General features: G+C 31.0%; 18 protein-coding genes. All 18 read right to left on the minus strand.

Annotated elements, in window-relative coordinates; all coding sequences use genetic code 11:
- Positions 1 to 254: 254 nt before the first annotated feature.
- Complete coding sequence (locus FGF67_RS16145; protein WP_139698798.1) at positions 255 to 815, minus strand: hypothetical protein; 561 nt, start codon at positions 813 to 815, stop codon at positions 255 to 257.
- A gap of 173 nt (positions 816 to 988) precedes the next feature.
- Positions 989 to 1,336, minus strand: coding sequence for a hypothetical protein (locus FGF67_RS16150; RefSeq protein WP_139698799.1), 348 nt, complete (start codon positions 1,334 to 1,336; stop codon positions 989 to 991).
- A 164-nt stretch (positions 1,337 to 1,500) separates the two neighbouring features.
- Positions 1,501 to 1,938, minus strand: a complete 438-nt coding sequence (locus FGF67_RS16155) for a hypothetical protein (protein WP_139698800.1) — start codon at positions 1,936 to 1,938, stop codon at positions 1,501 to 1,503.
- A gap of 12 nt (positions 1,939 to 1,950) precedes the next feature.
- Entirely contained in the window at positions 1,951 to 2,853 is a 903-nt protein-coding gene (locus FGF67_RS16160) for a hypothetical protein (RefSeq protein ID WP_139698801.1), read from the minus strand.
- Positions 2,854 to 3,016: 163 nt separating this feature from the next.
- On the minus strand, positions 3,017 to 3,991 hold the full coding sequence (locus FGF67_RS16165) for a hypothetical protein (RefSeq protein WP_139698802.1): 975 nt from the start codon (positions 3,989 to 3,991) through the stop codon (positions 3,017 to 3,019).
- A 169-nt stretch (positions 3,992 to 4,160) separates the two neighbouring features.
- A complete protein-coding gene (locus FGF67_RS16170; protein ID WP_139698803.1) occupies positions 4,161 to 4,754 on the minus strand; it encodes a tetratricopeptide repeat protein in 594 nt (197 codons plus the stop codon).
- Between the two features lie 151 nt (positions 4,755 to 4,905).
- On the minus strand, positions 4,906 to 5,715 hold the full coding sequence (locus FGF67_RS16175) for a hypothetical protein (protein WP_139698804.1): 810 nt from the start codon (positions 5,713 to 5,715) through the stop codon (positions 4,906 to 4,908).
- A gap of 154 nt (positions 5,716 to 5,869) precedes the next feature.
- Positions 5,870 to 7,639, minus strand: a complete 1,770-nt coding sequence (locus FGF67_RS16180) for a S41 family peptidase (RefSeq protein ID WP_139698805.1) — start codon at positions 7,637 to 7,639, stop codon at positions 5,870 to 5,872.
- A gap of 150 nt (positions 7,640 to 7,789) precedes the next feature.
- Positions 7,790 to 9,079: a DUF4236 domain-containing protein gene (locus tag FGF67_RS16185; RefSeq protein WP_139698806.1), complete on the minus strand. Its 1,290-nt coding sequence runs from the start codon at positions 9,077 to 9,079 to the stop codon at positions 7,790 to 7,792.
- A gap of 190 nt (positions 9,080 to 9,269) precedes the next feature.
- Positions 9,270 to 9,800, minus strand: a complete 531-nt coding sequence (locus tag FGF67_RS16190) for a hypothetical protein (RefSeq protein ID WP_139698807.1) — start codon at positions 9,798 to 9,800, stop codon at positions 9,270 to 9,272.
- A 172-nt stretch (positions 9,801 to 9,972) separates the two neighbouring features.
- Positions 9,973 to 10,443, minus strand: coding sequence for a DUF6155 family protein (locus tag FGF67_RS16195; protein ID WP_139698808.1), 471 nt, complete (start codon positions 10,441 to 10,443; stop codon positions 9,973 to 9,975).
- Between the two features lie 128 nt (positions 10,444 to 10,571).
- Positions 10,572 to 11,069 (minus strand): RDD family protein, encoded by a 498-nt coding sequence (locus FGF67_RS16200; protein WP_139698809.1) that lies wholly within the window; start codon positions 11,067 to 11,069, stop codon positions 10,572 to 10,574.
- Between the two features lie 233 nt (positions 11,070 to 11,302).
- Positions 11,303 to 11,797: a hypothetical protein gene (locus FGF67_RS16205; protein ID WP_139698810.1), complete on the minus strand. Its 495-nt coding sequence runs from the start codon at positions 11,795 to 11,797 to the stop codon at positions 11,303 to 11,305.
- A 31-nt stretch (positions 11,798 to 11,828) separates the two neighbouring features.
- The gene (locus FGF67_RS16210) at positions 11,829 to 12,218 is read right to left on the minus strand and encodes a hypothetical protein (RefSeq protein ID WP_139698811.1); all 390 of its coding nucleotides are present in this window, start codon (positions 12,216 to 12,218) and stop codon (positions 11,829 to 11,831) included.
- Between the two features lie 177 nt (positions 12,219 to 12,395).
- The gene (locus tag FGF67_RS16215) at positions 12,396 to 12,932 is read right to left on the minus strand and encodes a hypothetical protein (protein WP_139698812.1); all 537 of its coding nucleotides are present in this window, start codon (positions 12,930 to 12,932) and stop codon (positions 12,396 to 12,398) included.
- A 124-nt stretch (positions 12,933 to 13,056) separates the two neighbouring features.
- Positions 13,057 to 14,049 (minus strand): phosphotransferase, encoded by a 993-nt coding sequence (locus tag FGF67_RS16220; RefSeq protein ID WP_139698813.1) that lies wholly within the window; start codon positions 14,047 to 14,049, stop codon positions 13,057 to 13,059.
- On the minus strand, positions 14,046 to 14,630 hold the full coding sequence (locus tag FGF67_RS16225) for a GrpB family protein (RefSeq protein WP_139698814.1): 585 nt from the start codon (positions 14,628 to 14,630) through the stop codon (positions 14,046 to 14,048). Before FGF67_RS16225 ends, FGF67_RS16220 begins: the two co-directional genes overlap by 4 nt.
- Positions 14,627 to 15,831 (minus strand): IS3 family transposase gene (locus tag FGF67_RS16230; RefSeq protein ID WP_139698815.1). Its coding sequence is split into 2 segments (ribosomal slippage): positions 14,627 to 15,552 and positions 15,552 to 15,831, totalling 1,206 coding nucleotides; the frame shifts between segments, so codons are not numbered across the junction. The genes FGF67_RS16225 and FGF67_RS16230 overlap by 4 nt, the downstream gene beginning before the upstream one ends.
- Between the last annotated feature and the right edge of the window lie 169 nt (positions 15,832 to 16,000).

The raw sequence follows: 16,000 nt of genomic DNA on the forward strand, positions 1-16,000 counted from the left end.
ATAAATATATTTATTACGAAATAGAGGATTATTAATACAAAAATTATGTCCTTTACAAAGCGTATCCACGAAAAAGTACTATAAATTGGTCTTTTTTCAGTCATTTCTCATAATGTTTGCCAACGTGTTTGTATAAGAAAAGTTGCGTGTTTGTGTGCGAGGATTTTCCGAAGGAAAATCAGAAGCTAGCAAACGAGCAACTAACTTTGGTTTAGCTAAAACTAGCAATTTTTTTTATACGGTGTTACCTGTAGTTATTTTTTTCTATACACTATTAAATTATACTTAAATTCAGTTCCATCACTTTCTAAAAGTTCAAATACTTTCAATTCCGTTTGAGTGATTTCCGCAAATTCTATTTCGTTTTTTGTAAATTCTATTAAAGAACCAGATTCTCTTAATTGTTCCAAAAGACCTGGCGCAAGTTTGTCAATCGGAACATTGTATCTCGGTTTGTCATAAGTCATTCTAAACAACTTAAATTCTCGGTCATATTCCCATTTTCCAGATTCACAATTATCGGGATTATCGCAACCAATTAATTCATAAGTTCCGTTTTTTTCAATTCGCATACTAGGTCGCCAAATAACTTCATTAGCAGTAATTGTGTCATTTATAAAATGTGTAATTTCCGATATTGTTTTTCCATTACTATCCGTTAATTTTTCAAATTCCCAAGTTCCAATAATCAGTTTCTCAATTTGTTCTGCGCTTTTCTTTGTTTTTGCATCATCTATTAATTCCAAGTAAGTTTTAGATGACTGGCAATAAGTCAAAATTGGAAAGAATATAATGGCAAGCAGGATGTTTTTCATAATTACAGGTAACGGTCTCGTATAACCGTCAGTTACGGGTTAAATTAGCGATTATTTTCGGTTTAGCACTGACTTTAGCAATTCCGAGTGGATTCGGACGTAGTCGAATCCGCCGTAATTGCGGTTATACATTGTTGTAGCACGTTTTTTAATGATTAAATTCCTTAGCTATTTTAATAATAAAAATGCTGTCTTTTAAATTTATTGAACTCACCTAAGTCAACGTCGCTGATTTTAGGGTCTTCTTTATAATAAATAACTTCAACTTTTCGACCAATACAATTATTCTTTTTATTACACTCAAAAAAAGAAGAATTAATATAACCTTTAAAAATTTCACCTTCCACGGTGTACTTATAAACAATTAAATAATCTACGACCTTAACATGTTCTAGCTTAACTATAACTCCAGTCGTTTTAATACCTGATTCAAGTAGTTTTTTTGATTTATAATCTTTTCTAAAAATACCATAAATGATAATAGTAGAAAAAATAGATAATATTATTATTTTTTTCGTCATATTCAGAATGTGCTACAACGGTCTCGGCTATGAGTAGTTGCTTGGGTTAGCGATTAACTTAGCAAGTACACACCAAACTGAAAATCCGCGAGGATTTTCAGAAGTAGGCGAGAACAAGCAATTACTTATAGCCATTGTTGGCAAATCGTTTTTTTATTCTAATTCTATCTTGGTGGATTCAATTTAGATTCCATTTCTTCATTCGCTCGGTAAATCTTGTCTAGACTTGTATAAACAACAAAATAATCCCAAGTTGTTCCGTCAGCACTACACGCAATTACATATTCGTTCGATTCAATTTGTTTTACGTAATATTCTCCGCAAACCTTTATTCCATTTGCGACTATTATTCTACCAATATCTCTAAATTCAGAACCTTGTGGTGACCTCCAACTTTTACTGTATGTTTGCTCGTCTGTTATTATTCCGCCACTTTCTGAATTCGAACCGATAATGTATAGGACGATTAGAATTCCAATACCAATTAAGATTAAAGTTCCGCAACCAAATCCACCTTTTTTCATCTTATTTCCGCAATAAGGACATTTGTCAGCATTACTGCTTATCTCTTGTTTACACTCTTTGCAATTTATTAATGCCATTGATTTCGGTTTTTATCTTTTATTTCTTGTCTTTTTGTCAGGAAATCCATCCGCTGGTTCTATGTTAGTAACAAGATTGACTTCTGGAAAATATTTTTTCATTAAATGTCTCAATGGAACTTTTGTCTCTTTATTTTCTTTGAACATTGCCTGCAATTTTTCTCCGTCCATTGTCATTCCTTTAGGCATTGATGCCATAGTTTGAGTATTAAATGTTGCTGTTTCCATATTTTCGGATGCAATCATTAATTCGTCCATTTCTTTAAGTAATTCTTCATCCTCTAAAACTGACATTCCTGGTGCTTGACTGTGTCCGAATTGTATCATATCACTAGCTTCGTCCATTAACTTAATGTCAAGTAGGTCATATTTTGAAAAAGGAATATGAAAGTCATTAAATCTTATAAATGGTTGTTCATCTATTAGTATTTGAATGTGAAAATGAGGAAAGTCCCCATTTTTTGAATTACTATGACCTTCTAAATCCGTCTTTCCATAATGTAATGACCACTCAATGTTTTTATATTTTATAGTTACTTCTCTTAATTTGCTTTTGGAAGTTTCACTTTCCAAATCATTTATATTCTTGATGAAGTTTTCAGTTGTCGCAACCCAACGCAAATAACTTTCTAGTTTGAAAAAACCAATTGGTTCGGACAGATAGTTTTTAAAATCTTTCTTTCTAATGCCGTTTGGTCTTAAAAACCAATGAAAACAAGGTTCGTCTGGGTAGAAAGTTTCTAATTTATTACCGCATAAAAAACAACAAGATTTTGAAAAAGCATCTTTAAATTCCGAGAACATTTTTTTGTTTTCCTCAATTTGTTCTTGGTTTTTCTTTTCCACATATTCTGGTGGAAGACTTGCTAGATAATCTTTTAATTCTTTTGTGTTATTTGGATTTATTTCTTTCAAATGAGTTCTGTCAAAATGTTTGCCAACGGTCTCGTATAACCGTCAGTTACGGGTTAATATGCGTTAATTTTCGGTTTGGTACTGACCTTAGCAATTCCGAGTGAATTCGGACGTAGTCGAATCCGCCGTAATTGCGGTTATACATTGTTGTGCAACGTTTTTTTTACATTATTTCTACTAACTTATCGGAAAGTTCATTTACAATTTCTTCATTTGAAATAGCTTCATTTAAAATGCTTTCATATGTTGTTTGAGCCTCCGAATTTTCAAATACCAAGGTTTCAGTTTCATTGTCATAACTCCATTTACCTTGTTCATTTTCTAAAAGTTCAATTATTTTTTTTATCCCTTGACCGTATTCAATGTGAGCATTGATGTAAGGTATAAAAATTGGTTTTTGTATCGAATCTTTTTTGGTCAATCCTTTTATAAAGCCTTTATAAGCTTTATTACTTTTATCAATTCTTTTAGTTTGCTCTTTTAAATAGTCAACTCTGTTTTCTACAAAAGATTTAAAATTGTCTGATTGGTCAATGTATTCTTGAACTGTTTGTTTTTGGAATTCAAATTCCTCTTTACTGTTTAATCTATTAAAATCCAATATACGAGGTTCTGCAAATGAATTGTATGCTTTATTCCATTCAACGTTAGTGCTATCAGATTTTCTAAAAAAATCTTTCAAAGCCAACCATACTTTTCTTTCTTCTCCAACGCTACTTTTTATTAAGTCGTCAATTGAATTTTTTACATTGGCTGACAAATTATTGTAATTCGAATCTGTTGAATCTGGATTCGCTAACGTACTTTCTTTATAATCGGAAACAGCTTTTTGCAAGTCATCAATTGGTTTCTGTCTGTCTTTTGCAATTTGTCCAAATTCACTAATTGAACCAAGAAGCATTAATGTAAGTACTATATTGAATGTTGTGGTTCCTCCGTTTTCTTTTCTTCCAAGTATAAACCAAAACAAAAGTGCCAATAATGTTGGAATTAGAATTATTCCAATAATAGAACCGATACTCATTCCAAAAGTATAGGCATCAAAACCATAAATTCGAATGTTAAAGAAGATTATAATTACAGCTACTATTGAAGCATAAATTATGTTGGTTTTTGAAGGCTTAAAAGGGTGTTTCATTAATTCACTTTGGTTTTTTCAAATGTTGCACAACGGTCCGGCTATGATTTCGGCTTGGGAATTTTCAAAGAAAATTTCAAGTGAGAAATCGAGCTGATTTAAAGTTAGGAATTTTGTTTTTTGTTCACAGATAAAGCTGAATTATAGCCAATGTTGGCATTAGTTTTTATTATTCATTTCCAAATATTGAATTATATCCGCCACCATTGTAATTCCGAATCAAAGGTTCAATTGAATTCACATATTGTTTTTCAGATTCGGTCAATTTTTTTGATTTCAGTCTTTTTAAGTCAGCAATGGCTTTCTCTTTTTCTCCAACTATGGTTTGCAAAGTCAAGTAACCAACATATTCCATTATGTTTTCTTCGTTTTTGTAACGAACCTTTGGACTTTGTTCAAAAGCTGTTTTATATAAATCCATTGCTTGATTTAACTTGTCCATTTTTTCCAGCGTCATTCCTTTCAAAGTCAAAATAGAGTTAGACTTTTGCATTTCTGTTGGTGCGGATTCTAAAATCCCTAAAGCCAATTCGGGCTGTTCATTCCACCAATATGTTTTTACAAGACTTTCATAAGTCGGAATATCAGTTGGATCAATTTCAAGAGCTTTCTTAAAGTAAACAATAGCGCTGTCCGTTTTATTCTGCATTTGAAATTCAATTCCCTTTTCTTGGTATTCGATAACCAACGGATTAGTCGCTTTTTTCTCGTTTTTACAAGAAATAAGAATGGTCAGAACCGATATGTAGATTGCTTTTTTCAAAATTAATGCCAACGGTCTCGTATAACCGTCAGTTACGGGATAAATTAGCGATTATTTTCGGTTTGGCACTGACTTTAGCAATTCCGAGTGGATTCGGACGTAGTCGAATCCGCCGTAATTGCGGTTATACATTGTTGGCAACTGGCTTTTTTTATTTAGTTCCATTTAAAAATCTTGTATCGTTCATATTATAGTCGTTATCAAAAGTTCCGATTTTTTTTAAATAATAATATCTTAATCTTTCCGAACAAGATTTATAATTGTCATATCCTGTCACAGAATATTGCAGCATTTTTATTGGTTTCAAGTCGTTTTTGTCAAACCTAAATCCTTTACCAAAATATTCAATTCCGCCTTTTGGATAATCTTGATATTGATTAAAGACTTTGCTTATTAATAATCCTGCTACAATTTCATTTCCGTTTTCCGAGTAAAATAGTGTGTCAATAATCGATTCTTTATACTCAACTTTTTCAGGTAAATCAATTGCCCAATCTCTTTCGATTGTGTCGTTATAAGTTTTTCCGTTAAAATATCTCAAAGCTAATTCTGCTGGTCTTTCAACTGTTTTAATTTTTATTAAACTGTCAACTAATTTTTGAATTTTTATTTTATCGAGTTCATAAGTTTTTTGGTCGACTTTTAAATTATAAACAAATTCTTTTGGCGTTGTTGTTTCTGTTATTTTCAGAGAATACTCTTTTGTCAAATGAGTCATTGACATAACAGCAAGTGGACAACTTAAAACCAGAAGAAACCAAACACTTATTTTTCGGATGTTTTTTTTGAATGAAAGAAAAATAAAAATGATTGTTGAAAGAAATAGAATTATTGAAGTAATAGTTAGAGTGTCTATTATATTTCCTAAAGCTGAACCTCCTTGGTCATTTAGAATATGAAATATTGAAACTAATGTTCCAATTATTAAAATTCCATATAAAATTTTGATTCCGTGTTTCATTTTTCAGCTTGTTGCCAACGTTTATGTGTAAGGATAGTTGCGCGTCCGAGCAACTAACTTACTAAAAATTGAACAAACCAGAGGAAAATCCGCAGGATTTTCCGAGTAGGCTAGAACCAAGCAATTATTTTTACACGGTGTTATAGGGCGTTTTTTATTCATTTCTTGTTAATTCTATTGCTTTTTCAAGAAATTCATCACGCCCCTCTTTAATTCCTTTAATTGTCTTTTCAAGATATATGTCAGGTAAAATGCCAATTCCGTGATGCTGAGAACCATCATGCTTCAATACTTTCATTCCTGTCCATGAAATTATAAATCCCCCAGGCAAGGTAAAAGGATTCACATTTCCATTTGTCCCTGCAGTTGGTTGTCCGATAATAGTTGCAAGTTCATACCCCTCTATATATCCCATGTAACTTTCAGCGTAACTTATTGCTTGTCCATTAGTTATAAAAACTATTTTTTTATTGCCGAGATATGGTTTTTTTGCTTTTATTCTCCCTATCCAATTATAATTTTGAAATCCGATTATTCTTTCACGGTCAGGATAAATAATCTTTGGAACCTGCATCCACGCTTCTGTCGTATCATCAACTGACATTAAATGGTTTATAAAATCGTGATTACCTTTTGGATAGCCTCTTAAATCGCATATTATTGATTTGCACTGTTCAAGTTGTGGTAATAGCCAATTTATTGTATCCATCTCAATAAGGTCTAGGTTAAGATACCATGTGTCATTATCAATTTTTTGATAGTCAATTTTTTTGTTATCAGTTACATGATGTGGGGAAAAGCTTCTTGTGAGTTCAATATTTTTGTTGTTAATAGTTAGAACTATTTTGCTGTTTTCTTCTCCCTGAAGGCTTTTTAAATTTGCCCTGTAATTCAACCATCCCACTGTTGCAGCAGAAATTTCCCCGTAAATATTTTTAAAGAAATCCGCGGGGTTATTATTATCAATTTTTGTTACAATATCACCAGATTTGATGTCATACTCATTGTCGAATACTTTTGTAATAACCAGTTTGTTTTCAATCCATACCCATGATATTGGTGGAACGTAGTAATTTTGAATTGAGTTGTTACTTATGTAAATATGCCCATCTTTTAAAGGAGCTGTAAATTGTTCTAATGTAGTAAGGTGGTCTGAAATAGTACTATCAAAATAACATTTTTCAATAGCCTTTTCTAGTTCTTTTTCCCAATTTACATTTACCACATCGAAATAAGGGTAGAAGTGTTGAAATACATTGTAAACATTTACAATATTTCCTAATCTTAAATATAAATCTTCGACATTTGTGTCGTTAGTTTTTTTTAGTGTTTCTATTACTTTATTTAGTTTGTTTTCATTTGCTTTTGGATATGTAATTTGATTGTTAGAGTATAGTACCATTGGAATCCAGCAATAAATTCCGTCTCCAATTTCTTTGACTATATTTTCGCCAAATTCAGGTTCGTAATCAAAGAGTAGATTAGCTTTCTTTTGATTTTTTCCTTTAATTCGTCTACTTTCATAAGGTTGATTTTTATATTCCATATCAAGACTTACCCCTAGGTGTTGCCAGAACGTAAGAATAGCTTTTTCTTTATTTTTAGGAGTGATTTTTATTGATGCGGAGTCAAAAGCTGATTTTTTTGTTGCAAATTCTATGGAAGGAGCAATTGGTTTAAATAATTGATATAGTGTATTTACAATATCCTCTTGGGTTTTACATTTTTCAATTTGTGACGTACCGTAGATAGAAAATTTATTCCAATCTATTTCAGATGCTTCATCACTTGGATGAAAATATTTGACATAGCCATAAACTTTGGCAAAAGTTAGAATGTTATCAATTTTCCTATTTTCTTTTTTACAACTGAAAAATAAGAATAAAAAAATTATAGCCCCTATTTTGTAAATTCGTATTCTCATCTTTTTCAAAATGCCCTATAACTTGTTTGTATATGATTTGTTGCGTGGTTTAGCAAGTAATTTAGCAAATAAAAACCGAATAGAAAATCCGCGAGGATTTTCGTAAGTAGGGTAGGACTAGCAATAAATTATATACGGTGTTAGCATACGTTATTTTTCTATTTCGATTGTTTTAAAAATATATGATTTTGATAATTGCATTTTATGACTGAAGTTTTCAAAAGCATTTACTGGGTCAATTTTCTGATAATTCATTTTAGCAAAATTTTCTCTATCTAGTTGAATTGAATAAATATAATCGTCTTTTATTTGTCCATCTTTTTTATCTACTCTTTGTGTATAAGCTGAAATATCTACTTTTTCAATTCCAGCAGAAGACATAAATGAAATCCCAGTAACTAATAATCCAAGTCCAGTTACACATTTTGCGTATTCTTCTTTCAATTGCTTTTCGCTTTTCTTTTTTACAGATAATTTACCAGATTGTAAAATAGAAGCAGTTTCTTTCGGTAAATGTTCTATTTCAGGTAAGTCTAAATCGATAAAAAATGTTTTGGTTTTCTCGTCATATTCAAAGTCAATAAAAAATTCTGGCTTTATATCAATTTCTTTTAAAACAGTTTCAAAATTATTTATAACATAATTTTCAGCTCCATTTAAATTCCCTAATAAATTTTCCTTTTTTTGTTCAAAAGCTTTAAGAAATTCTATATTGCTCTCTTTTTCTTTATTTAACTCTGAATTCTCAAAATTTTCTTTTTGTGTTTTCCAATTCTCAATTGATTTTTTCAGAGTTTGCTCTAAATTATCAGTTATAAATTGTGTTCTTTTTTTCTTGTTTTTCCAAAATAAAACAGAGTTAAACTTACTTTTAGCTTCTATCAAAAGTTCCTTTTCAATTGAAGATTTAGAAGGTTCTAAAATGTCAAATCTTTTCTTTGTGTATTTTTGAGGTTTTAATTTTTCAATTTTATCTTGAATTTCCTTTTTTGTTATAGGTTTAAGAATATGTTTGTATAATTCCGTAAACTCTTTCGTTTCTTCAATTATTTGGTTGTAATAAAGGTTGTAAATCTTTTTAAGATTCTCTTTATATTCAGGTGTTCTTTTAAGTTTATTAATTACTTGTTGTGATGTGATATTTTTTCCACCATTATCATATATTTCAACTACAGGTTGATAATTTTCGTCTAAATCTAATTTTACACCAACTTGTGTTTGATTTTTTGAAACAGAATTATTATTAATTGCATTTTTTTCAGAACTTGAAATTTTCGTTCTATTATATAAACCAGTTCCGGGAATTCCTGTATTTAAATATGCTCCAGTTTTTCCAATATTTAAACTTGCTCCTTTTGGACCTATAGTTGTACTAATTCCAGATTTTGAAAGGTTTATATTCAAACCTGGTGCAAGTTTAATTCTATTTCTATATCTCATAATTTCGTTTGGTCGTTCTAATGTATGCTAACGGTTTGTATAAGAAACGTTGCGTGAGTTATGGATAAAGATAGAAAAATAAACGGACAAAAAAGTGGGCGAGGATATTCCGAAAGGAATGTCCGAAGCAATGGTTTTTATACGTTGTTGTGCCACGTTTTTAATTCTATTAAAGATGAATATTGGAAGCCTATTGTCCTTGGAATAATACTTGAAACCATTCTATTATATCTTTTAGGTTTCCTAAAATAGCTCCTATGAAAAAATACACCCATTTACGCTTTAAATCTTTAGTCTTTTCCGTTGTTAAGTCGGTATTAGCTTTTGATTCATTTATCTGTGCTTGGGTTAATTCAAGTTGTAATTGGCTTATTTCAAGATTCTTATCTTCAGCGATTTGCTCTACGACTTCTACAGGCTCTTTTGTTGCTTTATTTTCTTTATCTGTTTTTTCTTTTGGTAGAACTATGTGTTTGTTTTCGTTTGTTAGTCGTTTCCATTTGTTTTTAGAGCCTAAATCTAAAAGTTTATGCCAATGGTCTAACTCAAATTCACGTTTCTGTTGCGTCATTATAATTCCGTTGTTATTTATAGGAGCAGCCCAAACGGTATTACGTTCAACTATTTCAAATTCAGATTCATTGCCTGTTTTTACTATTTCTAACCATTCAGATGGTGTAATAGTTTTTGTATTGTTAGTTCCTTTAATTTTTATTTTCATAAGGTTCTCTCAAATGTGGCACAACGTTTATGTATATGAAAAGTTGCGTGCTTGTGAGCGAGGATTTTCCGAAGGAAAATCAGAAGCTAGCAAACGAGCAACTAACATTGGTTTAGCTAAAACTAGCAATTTTTTATATACTTTGTTAGCCACTGGCTTTATTTAGTTAATATTAAAGTTCAATTCCATATTCACTTGCTTTATGTGATAATACTTCAATCCGTTCTTTATATTTTTCTTCAACCCCTAATTCATAAATTCCATTTATAGCATTGTCAAACATCTTTTCCAATGCTATATAATAGTTCTCGTCCCAATACCCGAAATCTTCAATAACTTCTAAACAACAACTTACATAATGCAATTCCAATTCAACATTAAGTTCCGTGATTCTCATTTTACGAACTGTGCGAATTATTTTCCGCGCTTCAGTTTCCCGTAAATCCATATTTCTCCCATTTGGATAAATATATCTTTCGATTTCTTTTTTGTATTTTTCTGTCAATTGTTTAATATCTCCCGTTGCAAAAATGTCCAAGTAATTTTTAGCATCAGGGATTTTTTTATACATCTCCGAAATCAGTTTAATGATTTCAGTTTTGTCCATTTGGCTTAACTCTCTTTTTACTTCTTTTAGTGCCATATTTAGCTCTAATGTTGTTGTTTTTCAGCTTGTGGCTAACGGTTTAGGCTATGATTTCGTTGTGGAAAATGTCGACAGACTTTTCCGCTTATGGAATCATGCCGGATTAAAAGTACAAAGTTTAATTTTTAGAACAAACACCACAATGAATTATAGCCATTGTTGTGTGTAGGCTTTTTTGTCCGGACAACTATTGTATTTGCTGCTAAATCTCCGATGCGTTTATTTTGTTTATTATTCGCTGCAATTATTAATCCAATCAGAAAGATGTAATCGATAAATCCGAGAAAAAATCGACCGAATGCTTTTCCAATTCCGATTGGTTTAAATTCATTCGTTACCACTTTTAGTTTTAAAATTCTTTTTCCGATTGTTTGCCCCCAAATTCCTTCGCTTATTGGCCATAAAAAGAATCCAATTAGGAACATTCCAAAAGCAGGTAAACCATTCAGGTTATATCCAATTTCATCCTCCAACGGTGTCCCAAAGAAAAATCCAAGAACAAATCCGATTATTCCATAAATGTAAAAATCAATGATAAAGGCTAAAATTCTGTATCTTTTTTTTGCGATTTCAAATCCGCTACTCTGCGTTTCAATTTGGTTTTCAATCGTAATTTCTGTCATTCGGTATTCTTTTTTTAGCTTACACACAACGGCTCGTGTATGAGTAGTGCGGGATTTAACCCACTACTGTTTCAAATAACTAAGTAGCCAGAACTACGATTTTACAGTTAACTTTCAAATTTTTAATTAGTCTGTCAAATCGTAGATTTGGCGGGGCTCAAAAACCACACAAACCCTCATAAATACTACGTTCCCCGCATTACTTATGACACATTGTTGTGCCGTCGTACTTTTTATTCAATCCAATCTGTTTGTAAAATTCTCCTTATAATATTTTCTTTATCGAATAGAAAGATATAATATTTTCCAAATGTATGTTTCCTTTTCTGTTTCAATATTTTGCTTGTCCCAACAGAAATAGCAAAAGAATCAAGCCTTGAAAATCCCATATAAACATTCGGCCTTTTTGTATTTAGGTTTTGTAAGCATGCTAAATTAAAAGTCGAGTCTGTTTTAAGTAAGTAATCTTGATTTTTCCGATAAACCGAATACAATATTGAAGTGTCAGATTTTAGTTGTTCCTCACTCAAATCCAGTTTTTCTGAATAATATTCTGTTATCAAAAAGGGAGTACCCTTATTCTTATCAACTTTCGGGTTTATCTTAAATCGAACATTTTTTACTTTAAAATAATCGCTTGCTGTCGAATCATTTTCTAAATATTTAATGATTGACTCAAACTGATAACATTCCTCTATTGTTTGAGCAGTAATTTGCAATCCAGTCAAACAAAGGAATAGTAAAAATATATACTTGAAGTTATTTTTCACCTTTTATCTTTAATTTAGCATCCGTTTTTAAAAGTCTCCACTGGCTTATCATCACAGATAAACCATAACCTATAAAAGTCAAAACAATCAATAATAGAGAGCGATTAGGTCTATAATCATAAGCTTGCAAAGGAATAGTGACTGTAACAAGAAGAAAAATCAATCCAATCACAAGTTTATATTTACTCTTAAATTCCAAATAAATATTGAAAGTCAAAATTAAGGTTGCAAAGATGATTCCTGTATACTTCACAGTTAATCCAAATCCAATTGATTTATGATGAATCGGAAAAAAATGATACAAAGTATCGTGAATTATTGCTAATCCTACAATCTGAATCAGAGAAATAATTATTGGTATAAGTATCTTTTTAATCACCTTATGTTTCTATTTTGCACTATCGTTTTTGTATGCGGCACAACGGTTTAGTGTAAGAATCCGTTGCGTAAATTTAGAGAAAAATGAAAGAAAAAAGAAACAAACTTAAAGGAGAAAGAGGACTTTCCGAAGGAAATGTCCGAAGCAATGGTTTTTACACATTGTTGGCAAACGTTTTTATTTTTTTAAATCGGAATGATAAGAAGTGGATAATGTATCTTTTTTGGTTGGCTGTACTTGTTTTTCAAGCAATAACCTATATTCAGACAAAGAGTCTTTATAATTCTTGTTGTCAGAAGTCAGCGAGTCAACCTGTGATTTTAATGTCCGATTTTCAAAAAACTGATAAACACTAAATAAAAAAACAATGAAAGCTAGTAAATATCCAACCCAATTTTGGTTATACCACAATTCAGATTTAGGAGGTTTATTTATATGTTTTAAGTATTTTAAATGTCCGTTTTTATTTTTCGCTTCTAATCCTTTTGGAGTTAATCGACAACTACCATTAGGAAACCATTCAAAATATTTATGGAACTCAGTAAATTCCTTTAATTCTCTTCTAAGTTCTTGGTACAACTCTCTTTCGTCAGATGTGTCATATTTAAAATACTTAGGGATTAGAATTTGGTTAATCGAGAAAAAGCTATCCTTTTTATCTGATAAAAGAATAATATCAAAATACTTAATTATGTCGTTTTCCGTGAATTTCATTCAAATGTTTGCCAACGGTCTAGTATAAGAATAGTAGCGGATTTTCACACACTAACTTTTCGGTTAAACACAGACCTTTTTATTATTAGATACTTTTGTTTTAGAGATTAAACCGCTATTATTTTTATACAATGTTAGCCACAGTTATTTCTTTCTTTTCGTAATATTCTAGCCATGATTTTATTCTTCCAACAAACATTTTGAGGTAATTTTCAGTCAAAAAAATATTTGACCAATCAAATCTCTGCGCTTGTATTCCAAGATAAAAAACAAAAACAGAAGCTCCTGCTTTTGGAATTAGTTTAAGTTCCTTTTCAGATAAACTCCTATCTTTTCTATATCCATTTAGGAAACCCTGAGCTTTTGATTCATACTTTTCTTTATCTGATTCTATGAAGAAAAGCTGTTTGCAAAAGTATGCGACATCTAAAATCTGCTTTCCATTTCCACAAAAGTCAAAGTCAAAAATCGTGATTTCTTTTTCATCTGTAACAGCCATATTATCATACCAAATATCCATATGTAGAATTCCGTTTTGAGTATTGTCAAAATCAGAATCTTTAAAATCTTGTCCAAATTCCTTAATGAATTCCATTTCTGGCAATTTGTCAGAAAAGAATTGGTTTAAATATTCGTAAGGTCGTTCTAAAAGCGATTTTTTATTGTAGGAAACTCGGTTAATAGTTTTGTCTGAAGTAAGATTATGAATTTTTGCCATTAGAGAACCTATTTCGAAACAAGTCTCATTATCCATAAATCTAATTTTACCACCTTGAGCAAATGAGAAAATTACAACATATCTAATCCCCTCTGGCGCATTTATTTCTTGAATGAATTCTCCATTTTTATCTTGAATAGGAAATGATACGCTTAAATCATTTTCCTTTAACAAGTTTAAAAGTTTTATCTCTTCGACGATTTCAGTTTTTGTCCTCCAGTTATGACTGTAAACTCTTAAAACATATTTTTCGTTATCGTTAGAAAGAAAATAAGTGTGATTCATTCCAGTTCTAAATAGTTCACATTTGAAATCTTTGTTCAAGTGATACTTATCTTTTATAAAAACCCCCAACTCTTTTGCTGAAAGTGTAGAAGTTGTAACTGGAAATACTGTCATTTTTTAGTTGCTAAATTAATTGTTTCATTAACAAAATCTGTTTTGCCTAAAACATAGGCACCTCTATCGTTTTTAAATTTAGAAGCTAGCTTTAGTTTCAAATTTTCGTATTCTGCTGCACGTTTTTCATTTGTATTTAGATAGTCTCTAAAGTCAATTTGTTTCCACATTGCATTGTCTTTTGGACACATATGAATATGAAAAATCTGTTCTTTCGTTCCATCAACATTATATCCTTTTCCAAAAGTTGAATATTCTTCTATATTTCCTCTTGTAGGAACTTTAAAATGAGAATATCCTAATTGCGAGAATTCTTCAATTAATTTTTCGTCAAATAATAATTCTTTCGGAATTTCAATCATTAAATCAATGTAAGGTTTAGATTTGATAGAAATTATAGATGTGCTCCCAAAATGTTCTATTCGCAATATTTTTTCTTTCCCGACTTTATCTAAAATTTGTTGTTTTTCTCTCTCGTATATCTTTTTCCATTCGGGATTGTGGTCAACTAATTCGATTGGGAAAAGTCTATTCCAATCTGGACTTGCAACAAAAAACTGGACAAATAGTTGAATGATTATGCAGCTAGTTTAAGGTTATACATGTCTAATTCAAATTCTCTTATAGTTCTATTCCCTAAAAAGGAATGTCTTCTTCTATTATTGTACCAAGTTTCTATCCATCCAAAGATGGATAACTCCGCTTCAGATCTCAACTTATAATTGTGCCTATAAACCCATTCTACCTTTAATGATTTAAAGAACGATTCTGCAACGGCATTATCCCAACAATTACCTTTTCTGCTCATAGATTGGTTTACTAAGCCATTATAACTTTTAATTAATGAGGTAAACTTATGGCTTGCATATTGTATACCTCGATCGGAATGAAATATTAAAGGCTGGGTTAAAGTTGTTTTCTTTACAGCCATATGCCAAGCCTTAATAATAGTGTCTTCTGTGCTTAGGTTATCGCTTAGAGCCCACCCAACAACTTTACGGTTAAACAAATCAATAATTACAGTAAGATATAACCAACCTTGTTTAGTTTTGATATAGGTAATATCGCTTACCCAAACTTGATTCTGCCTGCTTGCTTCAAAGTTTTGGTTTAACAAATTAGGTGCTATTGGGTAATTATGTTTACTATCTGTGGTTGCTTTAAACCTACGTTTTCGTTTTGCAAATAAATAATTAGCACTCATAATACGCGCCACTCTGGGCTTTGATATTTTATAGCCTAATGTCTCCAGTTCTGTTTTTATTCTAGGCGATCCATAGCTTTGAAAGCTATCTTTAAATATAGATTTTATAAGTGCAGTTACCTTTTGATTTTCTAACCATAATTTACTTGGTCCTGATTGTAACCAATGGTAATAACCGCTTTTACTTACCTTTAATATTTTACACATCATCTCGACAGGAAATCTCATAAGGTGCTGTTTTATAAACCTGTATTTTTCCTGTCGCTCTTGGAGAAGATGCTGATGGCCTTTTTTAAGATATCACGTTCTAACTCGGCTTCTTTTAATACCTTTTTTAATCGAGCTATCTCTTTTTCTTCATCTGTCAATTTAGCCTTGCCTCGACCAGGAAAACTGTTTTTGCCATAATCCTTCAACTCTTTTCGCCAACGATAAAGCACTGATGGGAATATATCTAAATCTTCACTTACTTGTTTTACGTTGCCTTTGGCATAGCTCAACTCCACTGCCTTTTGCTTAAATTCTAATGTGTAATGTTTGGGTTTACTTCTCATAATTGCTAAGTTAATAACTAGCAAACATATTCTCTCATCTTTTTGTCCAGTCTAATGTAGTAATTCCATCCGATTGAGTTTTGTTTTCTGTAACGATAGGAAAAAGGTAAAACTAATAATGCTATAAAATCGGAATAGTCAACAACTCGATTTATTCCGATTCCGACACCATTCAAATAGTCAATAACAGATT

It is taken from the genome of Allotamlana fucoidanivorans (assembly GCF_006265225.1).
In the GTDB taxonomy this organism is placed as follows: domain Bacteria; phylum Bacteroidota; class Bacteroidia; order Flavobacteriales; family Flavobacteriaceae; genus Allotamlana; species Allotamlana fucoidanivorans.